Here is a 16554-nt window from a genome sequence, read left to right as displayed (position 1 = left end):
GCGTGACGGCGTGGATTGCTTTTTACTTTCGTTTCGCGCTTAGCCGCGAGCAGTCCGGTGCGCGATCCAGTCGCCACCTTCTATGCGCGGCAGTCCTTGCGCCGCTGCCGCCGTCACCGGGTAGATCAGACAGTCGATGGGCGTCGCCGCGCCGTCCAGCTCGACTTCGACGTGCAAACGATGCGCGCGAAAAAGCCCTTCCACGCCCGGATACACGTGTTCGATCTCATCCAGCACGGGCACGAGCGCGTCATCGATCCGATAAACCTCCCCATGAATGGGCGCGCCTGCGTCGTCCAGCACCAGTCCCGGGTACGAGCCGAAATCGTATAAACGGCCGGCCACGTGCGCAGCGCTGATTCTGGTCGGCGCCGCAATCGCATGACGTTGTGCAGCCGCGTTGATATCGTTGACTTCGCCCGCTCGCAGCGTGCCGTACACGAAAACGTATTGCATCGGAGAAACCGCTCCCACGTCGATAATCAGGTGAGCGACCATTATCGCCGCTCAAAAACCCGCTGCGCTCGCTGCTCGACTAACATCGACGGGTCGCGGCCGGTGTCCAGTGCCGTCATGCAACACGAGCACAGACTGATACGAACATGGCGTCCTTCGCCCATTCACGGCCGATCAACGAGGAAGTCGAACATCTCGACATTCCCGTCGAGCATTCGCCGACGCTCGACCATCCCATCCGCGTACGGTCGCGCCCGGTGCCGTCCGGCGTGCGGATCGCGCTGCATACGCATGCGTGGGCGCAGGTGGCGTACACATCGCGCGGCGTGCTCCGCGTCGCGACCGCCGATTCCACCTGGATGGTGCCGCCCTCGCGCGCGATCTGGGTGCCGCCCAACGTGACCCACGAAGTCGTGATCGTCGAGGACGCGTATCTGCGCACGCTGTACGTGGATGCCAGCGTCGTGCCGGCGGGGCTGGATGCGTGCCGTGTCGTTGAAGTATCGCCGCTACTGCGGGAAGTGATTGCAGCGCTCGACGACAAGCCGATCACCCGCGAGCGCGAGCGGCTGCTCGGCACCCTCGCGCTCGATGAAATCATTCGCTCTCAGCCCTTGCCGCTTTCCGTGCCGATGCCCACGGAAAAGCGCCTGCGCGCGCTCTGCAACGCGGTGCTGGCGGACCCCTCGCATGCGGACCTGGAACGCTGGTCATCGGAAGCGGGCGCGAGCACGCGGACCATCGCGCGGCTTTTCAGGCGGGAACTGGGTGTGAGCTTTTCGCAGTGGCGTCAGCAGGCGGTACTCGCGCGAGCCATTCCGCTCTTGAGCCAGGGGCGGCCGCTCGCACAGGTTGCACGTGAGCTGGGTTATCAGAGTCAGAGTGCGTTCTCGGCGATGTTCCGCCGCGCTTTCGGCGAAAGCCCCCGCGCCTTCTTCGCACGCGATTCCAGCGACGGAGGCAACGGCGACAGCCTCTAATTGGCTAGGTCGAAAGCCTCAGACGCGCCGAACCATGTGCCTTATAGCGCCGAGTTGCGCCAGCCGCGGCCCGGCCGGTCGATAGCCCATGCGCACATAGAGCCGCGCGGCGGGGTTATCGACGAACACGCGCAGTTGGCATTCGGCCAGACCGCGCGCCCGGGCCCACCGATGGGCGGTGTTGAGGAGGAAGGTGCCAGCGCCCCGCCCGCGATAGCCCTGCGCGATCTGCACGTCGCGAATATGAAGGGAATGATGTTCCTCGGTGACGCGCATCATGCCGATCGGCACGCCGTCCGCTTGCAGAATGAAGTTCTCCGACTCTCGCCAGCTCGACAGGAACAGATCGCCGCGCCAGACGAGGTTGTGCCGCCGGTAGTAGCCGACCATGTTGTCGTGCGTGAGCGCTTCGGCGAAGGCGAAATCGGCCATCGTCGCCTGGCGGAGTTGATAGAGGGAAAGGTCTTCGGTCGGGTCGAGCATCGCACGCATGCAGGCACGGGACAGTGCCTCCACACTATGACAGCGCGAGCGTGCTGGCAATCAAAATGCGAGGATCACAGCGTGGTTTCCGCTTAATCAGGAAATCAGGCAGCAAATGCGGGGAGAACGGGCAAAAAAAATCCAGCCCGAAGGCTGGATTTTCTCATCTTGAGCTGGCGGAGCGGACGGGACTCGAACCCGCGACCCCCGGCGTGACAGGCCGGTATTCTAACCAACTGAACTACCGCTCCAACTCTTTCATCGCGCCCGCGAGAGTGACGAATCTCGCGAAACGTGCAGCGCTTGACTAGCAGCCGCCGATGTTCTGGCGTCCCCTAGGGGATTCGAACCCCTGTACTCACCGTGAAAGGGTGATGTCCTAGGCCTCTAGACGAAGGGGACAACAAACTTATTGCAACCCTGCGGCGAAAAAAAACCGGCTAATCAGCCGGACTACTCCTGCTCGCAAGGCATTGGCGGAGCGGACGGGACTCGAACCCGCGACCCCCGGCGTGACAGGCCGGTATTCTAACCAACTGAACTACCGCTCCAACTCTTCCATCGTCTCACGCGCCTGACTGGCTCATGAAACTCGCAGCGCTTTCAACTAGCAGCCGCCGATGTTTTGGCGTCCCCTAGGGGATTCGAACCCCTGTACTCACCGTGAAAGGGTGATGTCCTAGGCCTCTAGACGAAGGGGACAGAAACTTGTGATTCTGTCTTTACAGCTTGCTTCGCTGATTCTTTTTGCTGCTTCGAATCAACGAAGACCGAGATTTTAAACAACTTCGAGTATCTTGTGAAGTATTTTTTGCGGCTTCCGGTTTCGGCTACTACTTCGCAAATTCACTTCATCTGTTCTTTGGTGGAGGTAAGCGGGATCGAACCGCTGACCTCTTGCATGCCATGCAAGCGCTCTCCCAGCTGAGCTATACCCCCTTGCAGAACAGAAACGAGATTCTAGCGGCCGTTTTCGAACTTGTAAATACCTTCTGGCCGAACAATCGAACTTTTTTTGCCTGTCCGCCGCTTTCGCGCGCAATGGGCACTTTCGCCCATTGCGCGCCGCTTCTTCAGGCAGCCGCCTTCCCGAGCCGGCGCAGCACCGTTTCGCGGCCGAACAGCATCAACACGACATCGATGGACGGCGTATGCGTCGTGCCCGCGACGAGCAGACGGACCGGCATCGCGAGCTGCGGCATCTTGAGCTTGTGCGCGCTCAGCGTCGATTTGAACGCGGCCGAAATCGCTTCCTTGCTCCATTCGGCCTTTTCGAGCGCCGTGCGCAGATCGGCGATCGCCGGGCGCACCGCGTCGGTCACGTGCTGCGCGTAGGCGTCGGGGTCGATGGCCGGCTCGCGATAGAACATCGCGGCGTTTTCGGCGATCTCCTTGACCGTCGATGCGCGATCCTTGAGCAGCGCGACAACCTGATCCAGCGGCGCGCCGCCGTCGATGGCCGCGGCGTCGATTCCGGCTTGGGCGAGGAACGGCCTTGCCAGTTCCGCGAGCCGCGCGTTGTCCGCTTCCTTGATGTAATGCGCGTTCAGCCAGTTGAGCTTGTCGTGGTCGTACTGCGCCGGCGACTTGCCGAGATGGTCCAGATCGAACCACTCGACGAACTGCTCACGCGAGAAGATTTCCGCATCGCCGTGCGACCAGCCGAGCCGCGCGAGATAGTTCACGACCGCTTCCGGCAGATAGCCCGCATCGCGATAACCGACGACGCTCATCGCGCCGTGGCGCTTGCTCATCTTCTCGCCCTGCTCGTTCAGCACAGTCGGCAGATGCGCGTACACCGGCGGCTCGCCGCCCAGCGCGCGCAGGATGTTGATCTGGCGCGGCGTGTTGTTCACGTGATCGTCACCGCGAATGACGTGGGTGATCTTCATGTCGAGATCGTCGACGACCACGCAGAAGTTGTACGTCGGCGTGCCGTCCGGGCGCGCGATCACGAGATCGTCGAGTTCTTCGTTCGAAATTTCGATGCGCCCTTTCACTGCATCGTCCCACGCGACGACGCCCGTCAGCGGATTGCGAAAGCGCACGACCGGCTGCACGCCTTCGGGCACCGGCGGCAGCACCTTGCCGGGCTCCGGGCGCCACGTGCCGTCGTAACGCGGCTTCTCGCCCGCGGCGCGCTGGCGCTCGCGCAGCGCGTCGAGCTCTTCCGTCGACATGTAGCAGTGGTACGCAAGCCCGCTTTCGAGCATCTGCGCAACGACTTCGCGATAGCGATCCATGCGCTGCATCTGATAGAACGGGCCTTCGTCGAAGTCGAGGCCGAGCCACGCCATGCCTTCGAGAATGGCATCGACGGATGCTTCCGTTGAGCGCTCCACGTCCGTGTCCTCGATGCGCAGCACGAAGGTGCCCTTCATCTTGCGCGCGAACGCCCACGGATAGAGCGCGGAGCGGATATTGCCGAGATGGATGAAGCCGGTCGGGCTCGGGGCGAAGCGTGTACGGACTTGGGTCATTGCGTTGTTCTCGAAATACTCGATGGCCGGCGCTCGCAAACCGCGATGCCTTGCGCGCGTCTCACAGCCGGTTGCTCGAAGCGCTCTGACGGAACGAAAAGCGCCGTGGGCACGAGGCGCGCGCCACCTAGAAAATGAGACGAAATTATACTCGTCGACCGCTTCACGCCGCCCCGCCCGGCTTTGTTTTATGATGTGCGCGCCGTTTTCCCTCGCACGCGAAACCGTCCTCGAAAGCGGCCCTTTCACATCCGTCGCACCCGTCGCACCGCTGGAGTTCGCCTTGAAGTCATCGTCACCTCGTCTTTCGCGCCGCGCGTTTTCGCTCGCGGCGGCATCGTCCGTTCTCGCCGCCTGCACCACCACGGGCGGCGGCAGCTCCGGCGGCGGCGCGCCCGTCGCGGCCACGCCCGCGCCTAACGCAGCTCCGCAGCGCCCGGCCCGCATCGGTCTCGCGCTCGGCGGCGGCGCGGCGCGCGGCTTCGCTCACATCGGCGTCATCAAGGCGCTCGAGGCCCGCAACGTGCCGGTCGATCTGGTGGCTGGCACGAGCGCGGGTTCGGTGATCGCGGCCTTGTACGCTTCGGGGATGAACGGCATTGCGATCAACAAGCTCGCGCTGACGATGGACGAAGCGTCGATCAGCGACTGGGCGATGCCCTTTCGCACGCGCGGCATCCTGCAAGGCGTCGCGCTGCAGAACTACCTCAACAAGACGCTCGACAATCGGCCGATCGAGAAGATGGCGAAGCCGCTCGGCATCGTCGCCACGGATCTCAGGAGCGGCCAGCCGATTCTCTTTCAGCGCGGCAATACGGGCATCGCGGTGCGCGCGTCGTGCAGCGTGCCGTCCATTTTCGAGCCGGTGAAAATCGGCGGCCACGAATACGTCGATGGCGGCCTCGTCAGCCCGGTGCCGGCTGCGTTCGCGCACAAGATGGGCGCGGATTTCGTGATTGCCGTCGACATCTCCGCGCGTCCGGAAACCGCGCTCACGCAGAGTTCGTTCGACGTGCTGATGCAGACCTTCACGATCATGGGCCAGTCGATCAAGGCCTATGAACTCGACAAATACGCGGACGCGGTCATTCGCCCGAATCTCAACGCGATGAGCAGCAGCGACTTCAGTCAGCGCAACGCAGCGATTCTGGCGGGCGAAGAAGCAGTCTCGAAGATGTGGCCGGCGCTGCAGCGGCAGCTTGCGGAGCGCGGCGTGCGCGTTTGAACGACACGCTGAAGCCAGTTGGACGATCCCAAAAGACGAAGGCCACGCATTTGCGTGGCCTTCTCTCTTTAGCGTAAGGACTTCACCTCGTCGGCAGTGACGTCGCTTCGCTGCCCGCCCCACGTCACGCGCAGATAGTTCGTCAACCGCGCTATCTGCTCGTCGCTATACGTGCCGGCGAAAGCGGGCATGTGCTGCATGCTTTCGATGCCCGGAAACGCCTGCGCTTCGATACCGTCGAGCATCGAGACGATCAGGTTGCGCGGATCGCTCTGACGCAGCGTCGAGTTCTGCTTCATCGCCACTGCGACATGCGGCTTGCCCTCGCCCTCGCGTCCGTGACAGCCGGCGCAGGAATCGAGATAAAGATTGCGGCCCGCTGCCAGTTGCGCGGCATCGCCGCTCTGGACTGTCATCGGCGCGGGTGCGGGCGGCGCATCGCCCAGCAGATACACCGTCAGCGCGCGCAGATCGTCCGGATTCAGATGCTGCGTGCTCAGATAAACGACAGGATGCATCTCGCTGAACGCCGAGCCTTGCTTCGCGAAACCGGTGGAGAAGAACGCCTGCAGGTCCGGTCCGGTCCAGCCGCGCGCCGCCAGTGCGGCGGGCGTGATGTCCGGCGCACCGACGCGTCCGAGCGTTCCGCCCTGCAGCGTCTGCGCGCCCTCAAGCTGACCGAACGCGCCGCGCGGCGTGTGACATTCCGTGCAGTGACCGAGCGCGTTGGCCAGATAGCGGCCGCGCGTCCAGTCGGCGGAATGTCCCGTCGAGGCGTCCGGCAACTGATCCTTCAGGAACAGCGCGTCCCAGAACCGCACGGCGAAGCGCACGTTGTACGGGAACTTGAGATCGGCGCCGATGTTCGGCACGGCCGCCGGCTTCTGCGACATCAGATAGGCGTAGATCGCATCGCTGTCCTCACGCGTCATCTGCCGATACGACGTGTACGGCATCGCCGGATACAGCTTGCCCTTCGGCGTCTTGCCGTCGTGAAGTGCGGCGTAGAAGTCGTCCGCGCTCCACTGGCCGATGCCGTATTTCGAATCGGGCGTGATGTTCGTGCCATGGAACGTGCCGAACTGCGATTCCAGTTTCACGCCGCCCGCGAACGGCGCGCCGCCCGTCGAGGTGTGGCACGCGGCGCAATCGGCGGCTTGCGTGAGATAACGTCCACGCGCGACCAGTTCCGGCGAACTGGTCTTCGGCGCAGCGTTCTCATGGCTGCCGCAGGCGGACAACGCGAACGCGCCGGCTGCCGCGAGAACGAGCGGCAACGCCCGGATTGCACGCGAGAAGCGGCGAGTGACGGTTACGGTCGATCCCATCATGCGGCGTCCTTCACGAGTCCCGGCGTGGACAGCACGAGGTCCTTCACCGCCTCGTAGTAACGGACGTAGCCGGTGCAGCGGCAGATGTGATCGTTGAGCGCGTCCATGATGGTCGCTTCGATCTGATCCTTCGCGATCGGCTCGCGCTTGAGCCGCTCCAGCAGCACGGTCGTCGCGTTGACGAAGCCCGGCGTGCAATAGCCGCACTGAAAGCTGAAGTGCTCGAGGAACTTCTGCTGCACCGGCGCGAGTTCGACGACTTCGCCGTGCTCGTTGCGCTTCGCGTGGCCTTCGATGGTCCGCACGGTCTTGCCGTCGAAGAAATGCGCGCCATTGATGCACGTGCGCACTTCCTCGCTCGTGCCGTCGGCACGATCCACGATGACGACGCACGCGTGGCAGACGCCCTGCCCGCAGCCAAGCCGCGAGCCCGTGAGGCCCGCGTATTCGTGCAGGAAATCGATCATCGGCAGACCGGCGGGGACTTGCATCGGCCCGACCTTGTTGCCGTTGATGGTCATCGAGAGCGAGCGTGTTTCGACGCCCGCGGCGGATTGGATCGCCGTCATGCGAGCACCTCCTGAATGTTCTTCGGCGTCACCGGCAAAGCGGTGAAGCGATGGCCGATCGCATGCGCGATCGCGTTGACGATGGCTCCGACCACCGGGATCATCACCACCTCGGCGATGCCCTTCGGCGGGTCGGTCTCACTGAGCGGCGGCAGCACTTCGCCGGTCTGTTTCCACACGGCGACGTCGCTTGCGAGCGGCAAGTGATAGCGGTTGAAGTTCCAGGTGCCGTTGCCGGGGCCGTCTTCGTAGAGCGGCAGATATTCGTGCAGCGCGTGGCCGATGCCCATCGCGAGGCCGCCTTGCAACTGGCCCGACACGAGTTGCGGCGAGATCTGGTTGCCGCATTCCATGATCGAGTGATGCGACAGCAGTTCGACCTTGCCGCTCGCCTCGTTCACCGCCAGTTCGACGAGCGTGCCGATCGCGCTGTAGTACGTGACCATCGCGTTATTGCGCTGCACGGGCGGGATCATCAGCTTCTTGCGATCGAGCACCGTGTAGCCCTTGGCCGCGGTCTTGCCCGTCTCTTGCGCGCCTTCGCCGCCAAAGCGCACCGAGAGGCCATCGAGCGGAAGCTGATCGGGCGTGCCCGCGATATCGAATTGCGCCTCGCTCCATTGCCAGCGGTTGAACGTGTGCACGGCCGCGCCCGTCACGAGGCCGAGGTCGTGCGCTTTCTTCGCAAGGACTTCGAAGGCAATCGGCTCGAGGCCGTCGGCGGAGAGCTTGCCGTCGACCCAGCGCGCATCCTCGATACGCACGATGAACGACGTCGCCTGCCCGCCGCCGATGCCTTGCGACCAGATCGCCATGGCAGCGGGCCACAGGCCGTGACGGAACACGACGCGCGCCGCCTCGCGTGTGGCATGCGAGAAGTAGTACGCCGAGTTCGTCGCGCTCGCGGGCGACATATAAGCCGGCGACCAGCGTGGATTCGCGCTCAGGCGCTCCTGCTCCGCCTGCGACATGATGTACGGATCGCCGCTCGTCACGACCGGCAAATCGAGCCAGTCCGTGACCGCCATATGAACCTTGGAGGCCGGCTTGCCCAGCCATTTCGCGACGACGAGCGCCTGCGCCGTCGACGATCCGGTGCCGATTTCCGCGCCCGAGTGCGACAGCGCGATGCGCCCGTCCGCCGTGAACTCGACCTTCGCAAACGCGCTTTCCGCGCCGGTGCCGAAGTCCTTCTGCGTGCAGGCAAAGCCGACGCCATAGCGCATGCCCGGATGCGCGGCCTCGTATTCCACCTTGCGCTTCGCACGCTCCGTCCACAGCGGATGCGTCTTCGCCTTGCGCAACACGTCCTCGGCGCGCACGGCGCCGGCGGGGATCGCACCCTGCGTGTTTTTCATGCCGCTGCGCATCACGTTTTTGAGGCGCAAGTCGATCGGATCGATGCCGAGCTGCGCGGCGATATCGTCGATCATCATCTCGGTGGCCGCCATGCTCTGCAGCGTGCCGTAGCCGCGCGCGGAGCCGGCGTCGACTGCGCGCGATGCAGTCGCGACCGCGATGAGATCGCTCTTCGGGATGTAGTAGATCGATTGCGCAGCGGTTGCGCCGACCATCGCCACCGACGGCGAGAAGTTGCAGCGCCCGCCGCCGTTCGCGCTGAAGTCGCCCTTGAACGACTGAATCTGGCCGGTCTTCTTGTCGACCGCCATGCGATAGCGCATGTCGAATGCGTGGCGCTTGAGCGAACTCTGGAACTGCTCGAAGCGGTCGAACGCGAGGCGCACCGGGCGGCCGTCACCGTACATGGCCGCGACGAGACCATAGAACGGCACGTTGTAGTGATCCTTCGAGCCGTAGCCGACCGTGTAGCACGGATGCAGGAACAGGTTCTTCACCGGGAAGCGCGACTTGCCTGCCATCTCCAGCGCGCTTTGCGCCACTTCATGCGGTCCCTGCGTCGGGATGACCATGTGCAGCGATTGCGTCGCGGCGTCGTACCAGCAGTTCGCGTTATCCGGCTCGAGCGCGGCGGTATCGACGGATTGCGTCTTGTACTCGCGATCCACCACGAGCCATTCCGCCGGCGGATGATCCAGCTCGTCCGCGATGGCCTGCGCGTGGAACACGCCCTGCTCGTCGAGCTTGCCGTGCTCGTGGGCATCGGCCCAGACCGGCTCGCGCTTCTTCATCATGTGCGGGAAGAGCGGCGAGTCCTTCATGCTGGAGAAGGTGTCGTCGTCATACGGCGTCTTGCCGCCGACGCGCACGAAGCGGAACGTCGCCCACGGATCGCGCTCGACGAACGCCGTGCGCTCGCCGTAACGGACGACGCCTTCGCGGAACTGCAGCTTGTCCTTCGCGAGACGAAAGCGCGCGAAATCGTGATAGATCAGAATCGCGACCGCCTGCCCCAGATACGCGGGTGTCTTGCCGACGGGCAACAACATGTCGTCGCCGTAGAAAGCGGGAAACGCGAGCTTGTCGCGCGCGAGATCGTCGGCAGTAACCACGCGATCAGGCGCGAGCCCGCCGTCGAGCGACGAAAGATCGATGCCCGCGTAAGTGCGATCCGCGAGCGTCGTGCGCAGAACGAGCGCGTGCGACTGCTCCTGCGGCCAGTGCGGCATATCCTTGGCGCGGATGTCGCGAGCGAACACTTTCGCGCCCGTTACTTTCGCGATGCCGTCGATGCGGAACTTCGCGTTGCCGCTCGCCGCATCCCACTGCACGGGTGTCAGGATCTTTTCTTCGAACAGGGCCGCGAACGCGCGGCTGCCCAGGGGCGCAATGAAAACCGACACGCCCGCGAGCGCGCCCGCCTTCAGAAAACCACGACGCGACAGGCCGAGTTTTCCCATGTACTTCTCCTCAAATGAACGCCCGGAAACCATCCGTTGGACGGACGGCCACACGCCGCCTCGACGCGGGCATGTAAGATTTTGTTCGTGATGCCAAACATCGACGCGCGAATTACTACGGCGTCTGGGCGTGATGGAATGCGGCCGGCGTTGCTTGCCGGCGCACAGCGGGCGCGATTTTAAGTGGCAGGGGAAGCGTGAACAACGCTGGCGGCGTCAAGTTCTGTCAAGATTCGCGGGCGGCAAGCCGTGCGGGCTGCCGTGCGGGCTATCTATGGCGCGCGCCAATGAAAAACGGCGGCCTCTCGCGAGCGCCGCCGTTCTTTGAAGCCGATGCAGTGGGGAATTCAGTAATCCGCGTCTTCGATCCACGCCGCCTGAATCGCTTCGAGGATTTTCTCGTTGGATTTTTGCGGATCGTCGTCGAAACCGTCGAGTTCCGTCACCCAGCGATGCAGATCCGTGAAACGCACGTATTGGGGATCGACATCCTGATGCGCGTCGGTGAGCGCCATCGCGATCTCCTGGGTATCCGTCCACTTCATGGGCGAGCCTCCTGTCAGTGATTTTCCTTGGCATGATTGATGGAGTACCGGGGAATCTCGACCACCAGGTCGTCCTCGGCCGGCATCATCGCCTGACATGATAACCGCGAAGTCGGTTCGAGGCCCCAGGCCTTGTCGAGGAGATCGTCTTCGGTCTCCTCCGACGGTTCCAGCGCGTTGAAACCCTCGCGGACGATGACGTGGCAGGTCGTGCACGCGCACGACTTCTCGCACGCGTGCTCAATTTCAATGCCGTGTTCCAGCAGGTTGTCACAGATGCTCTTGCCGGCATCGGCGTCGATCACCGCGCCGTCCGGGCAGAGTTCGACATGAGGCAGCACAACGATTTGAGGCATGGTTTTCCGTGGATACTTGAGTGGATCAGACGTCGTCGAGCTTGCGGCCGGCGAGCGCGCGGCGAATGCTCTTGTTCATGCGGCGCGCGGCGAACTCGTCGGTGGCGGCGGATAGCGCCTTCGTCGCGTCTTCGATTTGCTGCGTCGAATCGCCCTTCGAAAGCGTCGCCAGTTCGGCCGCTAGCGCGTCGATCTGCGCGCGCTCGGCGTCGTCGAGCAGTTCGGCGTCAGCGGCGATGGCCGCGTGCGTCGCTTCGACGAGGCGCTCCGCTTCGACCTGCGCCTCGCGCAGCGCGCGGGCGCGCATGTCGGTCTCGGCGGTCTTGAAGCTCTCTTCGAGCATGCGGGCGACGTCGTCATCGGCGAGACCGTAGGACGGCTTCACCACCACCGACGCCTCCACGCCCGACAACTGCTCGCGAGCGAACACGGACAGCAGGCCGTCCGCATCGACCTGATAGGTGACGCGGATACGCGCGGCGCCCGCGGCCATCGGCGGAATGCCGCGCAGTTCGAAGCGCGCAAGCGACCGGCAGTCGGACACAAGCTCGCGCTCGCCCTGCACGACGTGAATGGCCATCGCCGTCTGGCCGTCCTTGAAGGTCGTGAAATCCTGGGCGCGGGCGGTCGGGATCGTCGAGTTGCGCGGAATGATCTTTTCGGTGAGGCCGCCCATCGTTTCGACGCCGAGCGACAGCGGGATCACGTCGAGCAGCAGCCAGTCGTCGCCTTCGCCGCGCCGGTTGCCCGCGAGCAAATCCGCTTGCACCGCGGCGCCGAGCGCGACGACCTGATCCGGATCGAGATTCACGAGCGGCGGCTGGCCGAAGAACGCCTCGACCGCGCGGCGGATGACCGGCATGCGCGTCGCGCCGCCGACCAGCACGACGCCCTTGATGTCGGCAGGCGTGACTTTCGCGTCGCGCAGCGCCTTCTTCGTCGGCCCGAGCGTACGGGCGACGAGCGATTCGGTCAGCGCGGCGAACTGCGCTTCGGTCACGGCCACGTCGATGTGCGCGCCGGTCGACAGCGTCGCCTGCACGCGCGCTTCGTTCGCCGACGAGAGCGCTTCCTTCGCGGTGCGCACGTGATCGAGCAGCAGGCGCACGTCTTCCGGCGCTTCCGGCTGAACGCCCGCCTGGGCGAGCACATGCCGGTACAGCGCTTGATCGAAGTCGTCGCCGCCGAGCGCGGAATCGCCGCCCGCCGCGAGCACTTCGAAGACGCCCTTCGTCAGCTTGAGAATCGACAGATCGAAGGTGCCGCCGCCGAGGTCATACACCGCGTAGAGGCCTTCCGCGCCATTGTCGAGGCCATAGGCGATCGCCGCCGCGGTCGGTTCGTTCAGCAGGCGCAGCACGTTCAGGCCCGCGAGCTTCGCCGCGTCCTTGGTCGCCTGGCGCTGGGCTTCGTCGAAATACGCGGGCACGGTGATGACCGCGCCGACGAGATCCTCGCCGAGCGTGTCTTCCGCGCGATAGCGTAGCGTCGCAAGTATTTCCGCCGATACTTCGACCGGGCTTTTCACGCCATCGACGGTGCGAATCTGCACCATGCCGGGCGCGTCGATGAAGTCGTACGGCGCGTTCTCCGCGCCCTCCACTTCGGTCTTGCCGCGGCCCATGAAGCGCTTGACGGAGACGATCGTGTTGCGTGGATCGGTGGCGGCTTCTTCCTTCGCGATGCGGCCGATGCGCCGGCCGCCCTTGTCCAGATAGCGCACGACGGACGGCAGCAGCACGTGGCCGTCCTCGTCGGGCAGCGCTTCGGGCACGCTGTTGCGCACGGCGGCCACGAGGGAATTCGTGGTCCCGAGATCGATGCCGACCGCGACGCGCCGCTGGTGCGGCGCAGGCGCCATGCCGGGTTCTGAGATTTGCAGTAAAGCCATCGTTGGTCTTGTGGGGTTGTATCCGGCGCGTGCTGGTCAGTGTTCGAGCCGCTCGATCTGCTCGCCGATCTCATGCGCCACGCGCTCGATGAACATCAACTGACGCACCGCTTCGCTCGCCGCCTGGTCCGCCTTGCTGTCGATCAGCGCTTCGAGCTTCGTGAAGCGCACGCGCTCTTCGTCGCGCAGTTCGTCGAGCAATGCTTCTAGCGCGCCGACGTTCTTCGCGGCGGCGGCATCCTCGATATTCTCGCGCCATTCCATCTGCTGCATCAGGAAAGCCGGCTCCATCGCCGTGTTGTTTTCTGCGCCGACATCGACGCCGCGCAGCGACAGCATGTAGCGCGCGCGCTTGAGCGGATCGCGCAGCGTCTGATACGCCTCGTTCGCGCGCGTCGCCCATTGCATCGCGAGGCGTCGCTGGGCGTCGCCGGCGGCGGCGAAGCGGTCAGGATGAACCTGCGCCTGCACGGTGCGATAGGCGTCGTCGAGCTTCTGGCGATCGACGGCGAACGTCTGCGGCAGGTCGAAGAGATCGAAGTGACTGTCGGTGAGCGTGGCCATGACGTTGGTGTGTGTTCAAGAAACGCGAATGAAAAAGGCGGCCAGCGCCGCCTCTTATGCCGAAACCGCCGGCGTCACTCGCGTCATACGCGGAACGATTCGCCGCAGCCGCATTCGTCCTTCGCGTTCGGATTATTGAAGCGAAAGCCCTCATTCAGCCCTTCGCGGGCGAAGTCGAGTTCGGTGCCGTCGAGGTACGCGAGGCTCTTCGGGTCGATCACGACCTTCACGCCGGCCGATTCGAACACCATGTCTTCCGGTGCGAATTCATCGACATACTCGAGCTTGTAAGCCAGACCCGAGCAGCCCGTCGTGCGCACGCCCAGGCGCAGGCCGAGGCCCTTGCCGCGTCGCGTCAGATACTTCTGCACGTGTTGTGCCGCCTTCTCCGTCAACGTGATTGCCATAGTCTTCGCGTCTCTCGCGCTCAAATCCCGCCTTGTCGCAGCGTCGCCGCCGATGATGCGGCGCCGCTGCGGCCATGCCTTGCTTCGAAAACCGTATGCGCGCGCTGATGCTCGCGCGCTCGTCCTTACGCTGCCTGCTGCTTCGCTTGCGCTTCCTGCGCTTGCGGAGCCGCGGCGCCGTGACGCTCCTTGTAATCGGCGACCGCTGCCTTGATCGCGTCTTCCGCGAGAATCGAGCAGTGGATCTTCACCGGCGGCAGCGCCAGTTCTTCGGCGATGTGCGTGTTCTTGATCGACAGCGCCTCGTCCAGCGTCTTGCCCTTCACCCATTCGGTGACGAGCGAGCTCGACGCGATGGCCGAGCCGCAGCCGTACGTCTTGAACTTCGCGTCTTCGATCACGCCGTCCGCGCCGACGCGGATCTGCAGCTTCATCACGTCGCCGCAAGCGGGCGCGCCGACCATGCCGGTGCCGACGGTGTCGTCGTCCTTCGAGAACGAGCCGACGTTGCGCGGGTTTTCGTAGTGGTCCAGAACCTTGTCGCTATAAGCCATGATTCAAACTCTCCTTTATTCGATGACGCGCGTCGCTCAGTGCGCCGCCCACTGAATGGTCGAAATGTCGATGCCGTCCTTGTGCATTTCCCAGAGCGGCGACAGATCGCGCAGTTTCGCAATCTTGCTCTTGAGCAGGTTGATGACGTAATCGACATCCTGCTCGGTCGTGAAGCGGCCGACCGTGAAGCGAATCGAGCTGTGCGCGAGTTCGTCGTTGCGGCCGAGCGCACGCAGCACATATGACGGCTCGAGCGAAGCCGACGTGCACGCCGATCCCGACGACACCGCGACATCCTTCACCGCCATGATCAGCGATTCGCCTTCCACGAAATTGAAGCTGATATTGAGGTTGTGCGGCACGCGGCGCTCCATGTCGCCGTTGACGTACACCTCTTCGATATCCCGCAGGCCCTTGAGCAAGCGGTCGCGCAACATGCGAATGCGCTCGTTCTCGGTCGCCATTTCCTCGCGCGCGATACGGAACGCCTCGCCCATGCCGACGATCTGATGCGTCGCGAGCGTGCCCGAACGCATGCCGCGCTCGTGACCGCCGCCGTGCATCTGCGCTTCGATGCGCACACGCGGCTTGCGGCGCACGTACAACGCGCCGATGCCCTTCGGGCCATACGTCTTGTGCGCGGAGAACGACATCAGATCGACCTTCAGCTTTTGCAGGTCGATTTCGATCTTGCCCGTGGCTTGCGCGGCATCGACGTGGAAGATGATGCCTTTTGCACGCGTGATCTCGCCGATCGCCTCGATGTCCTGAATCACGCCGATCTCGTTGTTCACGCTCATCACCGAGACGAGAATCGTGTCCGGGCGGATCGCCGCCTTCAGCTTTTCCAGGTCGATGAGACCGTCGTCCTTTACGTCCAGATACGTGACTTCGTAGCCTTCGCGCTCCAGCTCGCGGCAAGTGTCGAGCACGGCCTTGTGCTCGGTCTTCACCGTGATGATGTGCTTGCCCTTGCTCTTGTAGAAGTGCGCCGCGCCCTTGATGGCGAGGTTGTCCGATTCCGTTGCACCCGAGGTCCAGATGATTTCGCGCGGGTCGGCGTTGACGAGCGCGGCGACGTTCTCACGCGCTTCCTCGACTGCACGCTCCGCATCCCAGCCATATTGATGGCTGCGCGAGGCCGGATTGCCGAACTGCTCGCGAAGATACGGAATCATCTTGTCCACCACGCGCGGATCGATCGGCGTCGTCGCGCTGTAGTCCATGTAAATGGGCAGGTGGGGAATATCGTTATTCATCAGTCGCTCCGGATTAAACGGTCAAATCGTCTGCCAGGCCGCTGCCTGCCGCGCTGCCATTGCCGGCTTCGCGCGGCGGCGCAGATCATCCGGCCAGATTGAAAATGGAATTCGGCCCCTTGGGCACGACACGCGCGGCCTCGACGCCAGCCGGCTCGGCGCGCCGGTCGCGCAGCACGGCCTCGGAACCTTCGCGGGCGCGCTGCTGGTCGACCAGGTCTTTCAGCGAGACGGAATCGAGGTACTCGACCATCTTCTGATTGAGCGTCGCCCACAGTTCGTGCGTCATGCAATGGCCGTCGTGCTGCTTCGTGCCTTCGCAAGTGCCCTTGCCGCCGCATTGGGTCGCGTCGATCGGCTCGTCGACCGCGATGATGATGTCGGCCACCGTGACGTTTTCCGCGCGGCGCGCGAGGTTGTACCCGCCACCCGGACCGCGCACCGATTCGACGATCTCATGGCGCCGCAGCTTGCCGAACAGTTGTTCGAGGTAGGAAAGCGAGATGCGCTGGCGCTGACTGATGCCTGCCAGCGTCACCGGGCCCTGCTCCTGGCGCAACGCCAGGTCGATCATCGCCGTGACGGCGAAACGGCCTTTCGTGGTGAGTCTCATAATTGGGGGCTAACGCTAATA

General features: G+C 64.0%; 16 protein-coding genes and 5 tRNA genes. 2 read left to right on the top strand and 19 right to left on the bottom strand.

Annotated elements, in window-relative coordinates; genetic code table 11:
• Positions 1–39: 39 nt before the first annotated feature.
• Positions 40–456, bottom strand: a complete 417-nt coding sequence (locus LDZ21_RS05605) for a gamma-glutamylcyclotransferase family protein (RefSeq protein WP_244794557.1) — start codon at positions 454–456, stop codon at positions 40–42.
• A gap of 146 nt (positions 457–602) precedes the next feature.
• Between LDZ21_RS05605 and LDZ21_RS05600 the strand changes: the two genes are divergently transcribed.
• On the top strand, positions 603–1436 hold the full coding sequence (locus LDZ21_RS05600) for an AraC family transcriptional regulator (RefSeq protein ID WP_244794556.1): 834 nt from the start codon (positions 603–605) through the stop codon (positions 1434–1436).
• A gap of 18 nt (positions 1437–1454) precedes the next feature.
• Here LDZ21_RS05600 and LDZ21_RS05595 read toward each other — a convergent pair whose 3' ends face one another.
• The 7 genes from LDZ21_RS05595 to gltX form a co-directional block, all read right to left on the bottom strand.
• Positions 1455–1919 carry a GNAT family N-acetyltransferase gene (locus LDZ21_RS05595; protein ID WP_244794555.1) on the bottom strand — a complete coding sequence of 155 codons (465 nt, stop codon included), beginning with the start codon at positions 1917–1919 and terminating at the stop codon, positions 1455–1457.
• A 174-nt stretch (positions 1920–2093) separates the two neighbouring features.
• A tRNA-Asp gene (locus tag LDZ21_RS05590) sits at positions 2094–2170 on the bottom strand.
• A 75-nt stretch (positions 2171–2245) separates the two neighbouring features.
• Positions 2246–2321: transfer RNA gene (locus LDZ21_RS05585), tRNA-Glu, on the bottom strand.
• A gap of 72 nt (positions 2322–2393) precedes the next feature.
• Positions 2394–2470, bottom strand: a tRNA-Asp gene (locus tag LDZ21_RS05580).
• 75 nt (positions 2471–2545) lie between these two features.
• A tRNA-Glu gene (locus tag LDZ21_RS05575) sits at positions 2546–2621 on the bottom strand.
• 161 nt (positions 2622–2782) lie between these two features.
• Positions 2783–2858: transfer RNA gene (locus LDZ21_RS05570), tRNA-Ala, on the bottom strand.
• 134 nt (positions 2859–2992) lie between these two features.
• A complete protein-coding gene (gene gltX, locus LDZ21_RS05565) occupies positions 2993–4399 on the bottom strand; it encodes a glutamate--tRNA ligase (RefSeq protein WP_244794554.1) in 1407 nt (468 codons plus the stop codon).
• Between the two features lie 283 nt (positions 4400–4682).
• On the opposite strand from gltX, the gene LDZ21_RS05560 reads away from it, so the two are divergent.
• The gene (locus tag LDZ21_RS05560; RefSeq protein ID WP_244794553.1) at positions 4683–5624 is read left to right on the top strand and encodes a patatin-like phospholipase family protein; all 942 of its coding nucleotides are present in this window, start codon (positions 4683–4685) and stop codon (positions 5622–5624) included.
• A gap of 68 nt (positions 5625–5692) precedes the next feature.
• On the opposite strand, the gene LDZ21_RS05555 is transcribed toward LDZ21_RS05560, so the two are convergent.
• The 11 genes from LDZ21_RS05555 to iscR all read right to left on the bottom strand — a co-directional run bounded on the left by LDZ21_RS05555 (position 5693) and on the right by iscR (position 16533).
• Positions 5693–6955: a cytochrome c gene (locus LDZ21_RS05555; protein WP_244794552.1), complete on the bottom strand. Its 1263-nt coding sequence runs from the start codon at positions 6953–6955 to the stop codon at positions 5693–5695.
• Entirely contained in the window at positions 6952–7524 is a 573-nt protein-coding gene (locus LDZ21_RS05550) for a (2Fe-2S)-binding protein (RefSeq protein ID WP_244794551.1), read from the bottom strand. Before LDZ21_RS05550 ends, LDZ21_RS05555 begins: the two co-directional genes overlap by 4 nt.
• Positions 7521–10343 (bottom strand): xanthine dehydrogenase family protein molybdopterin-binding subunit, encoded by a 2823-nt coding sequence (locus LDZ21_RS05545; RefSeq protein WP_244794550.1) that lies wholly within the window; start codon positions 10341–10343, stop codon positions 7521–7523. The genes LDZ21_RS05550 and LDZ21_RS05545 overlap by 4 nt, the downstream gene beginning before the upstream one ends.
• Positions 10344–10690: 347 nt before the next feature.
• The gene (iscX, locus tag LDZ21_RS05540; protein WP_035969227.1) at positions 10691–10888 is read right to left on the bottom strand and encodes a Fe-S cluster assembly protein IscX; all 198 of its coding nucleotides are present in this window, start codon (positions 10886–10888) and stop codon (positions 10691–10693) included.
• A 14-nt stretch (positions 10889–10902) separates the two neighbouring features.
• A complete protein-coding gene (gene fdx / locus LDZ21_RS05535; RefSeq protein ID WP_035969229.1) occupies positions 10903–11244 on the bottom strand; it encodes an ISC system 2Fe-2S type ferredoxin in 342 nt (113 codons plus the stop codon).
• A 25-nt stretch (positions 11245–11269) separates the two neighbouring features.
• Positions 11270–13135, bottom strand: coding sequence for a Fe-S protein assembly chaperone HscA (hscA, locus tag LDZ21_RS05530; protein WP_244794549.1), 1866 nt, complete (start codon positions 13133–13135; stop codon positions 11270–11272).
• A gap of 36 nt (positions 13136–13171) precedes the next feature.
• On the bottom strand, positions 13172–13699 hold the full coding sequence (gene hscB, locus LDZ21_RS05525; protein WP_035969233.1) for a Fe-S protein assembly co-chaperone HscB: 528 nt from the start codon (positions 13697–13699) through the stop codon (positions 13172–13174).
• Positions 13700–13782: 83 nt separating this feature from the next.
• A complete protein-coding gene (gene iscA, locus LDZ21_RS05520) occupies positions 13783–14106 on the bottom strand; it encodes an iron-sulfur cluster assembly protein IscA (RefSeq protein WP_035969235.1) in 324 nt (107 codons plus the stop codon).
• Between the two features lie 125 nt (positions 14107–14231).
• Positions 14232–14660 (bottom strand): Fe-S cluster assembly scaffold IscU, encoded by a 429-nt coding sequence (iscU, locus tag LDZ21_RS05515; RefSeq protein ID WP_035969238.1) that lies wholly within the window; start codon positions 14658–14660, stop codon positions 14232–14234.
• 36 nt (positions 14661–14696) lie between these two features.
• The gene (locus tag LDZ21_RS05510; protein WP_244794548.1) at positions 14697–15920 is read right to left on the bottom strand and encodes an IscS subfamily cysteine desulfurase; all 1224 of its coding nucleotides are present in this window, start codon (positions 15918–15920) and stop codon (positions 14697–14699) included.
• Between the two features lie 85 nt (positions 15921–16005).
• Entirely contained in the window at positions 16006–16533 is a 528-nt protein-coding gene (iscR, locus tag LDZ21_RS05505; RefSeq protein ID WP_035969242.1) for a Fe-S cluster assembly transcriptional regulator IscR, read from the bottom strand.
• Between the last annotated feature and the right edge of the window lie 21 nt (positions 16534–16554).

The sequence above is a fragment of the Caballeronia grimmiae genome (assembly GCF_022879615.1).
Classification (GTDB): domain Bacteria; phylum Pseudomonadota; class Gammaproteobacteria; order Burkholderiales; family Burkholderiaceae; genus Caballeronia; species Caballeronia grimmiae.
This window is presented reverse-complemented; position numbering and strand designations above follow the sequence as displayed.

Excerpts from the sequence above, each read along its gene's own strand:
- LDZ21_RS05605 (WP_244794557.1), bottom strand. The coding sequence starts at position 456 with ATGCAATACGTTTTCGTGTACGGCACGCTGCGAGCGGGCGAAGTCAAC.
- LDZ21_RS05600 (WP_244794556.1), top strand. The coding sequence starts at position 603 with ATGGCGTCCTTCGCCCATTCACGGCCGATCAACGAGGAAGTCGAACAT.
- LDZ21_RS05595 (WP_244794555.1), bottom strand. The coding sequence starts at position 1,919 with ATGCTCGACCCGACCGAAGACCTTTCCCTCTATCAACTCCGCCAGGCG.
- gltX (WP_244794554.1), bottom strand. The coding sequence starts at position 4,399 with ATGACCCAAGTCCGTACACGCTTCGCCCCGAGCCCGACCGGCTTCATC.
- LDZ21_RS05555 (WP_244794552.1), bottom strand. The coding sequence starts at position 6,955 with ATGATGGGATCGACCGTAACCGTCACTCGCCGCTTCTCGCGTGCAATC.
- LDZ21_RS05550 (WP_244794551.1), bottom strand. The coding sequence starts at position 7,524 with ATGACGGCGATCCAATCCGCCGCGGGCGTCGAAACACGCTCGCTCTCG.
- LDZ21_RS05545 (WP_244794550.1), bottom strand. The coding sequence starts at position 10,343 with ATGGGAAAACTCGGCCTGTCGCGTCGTGGTTTTCTGAAGGCGGGCGCG.
- iscX (WP_035969227.1), bottom strand. The coding sequence starts at position 10,888 with ATGAAGTGGACGGATACCCAGGAGATCGCGATGGCGCTCACCGACGCG.
- fdx (WP_035969229.1), bottom strand. The coding sequence starts at position 11,244 with ATGCCTCAAATCGTTGTGCTGCCTCATGTCGAACTCTGCCCGGACGGC.
- hscA (WP_244794549.1), bottom strand. The coding sequence starts at position 13,135 with ATGGCTTTACTGCAAATCTCAGAACCCGGCATGGCGCCTGCGCCGCAC.
- hscB (WP_035969233.1), bottom strand. The coding sequence starts at position 13,699 with ATGGCCACGCTCACCGACAGTCACTTCGATCTCTTCGACCTGCCGCAG.
- iscA (WP_035969235.1), bottom strand. The coding sequence starts at position 14,106 with ATGGCAATCACGTTGACGGAGAAGGCGGCACAACACGTGCAGAAGTAT.
- iscU (WP_035969238.1), bottom strand. The coding sequence starts at position 14,660 with ATGGCTTATAGCGACAAGGTTCTGGACCACTACGAAAACCCGCGCAAC.
- LDZ21_RS05510 (WP_244794548.1), bottom strand. The coding sequence starts at position 15,920 with ATGAATAACGATATTCCCCACCTGCCCATTTACATGGACTACAGCGCG.
- iscR (WP_035969242.1), bottom strand. The coding sequence starts at position 16,533 with ATGAGACTCACCACGAAAGGCCGTTTCGCCGTCACGGCGATGATCGAC.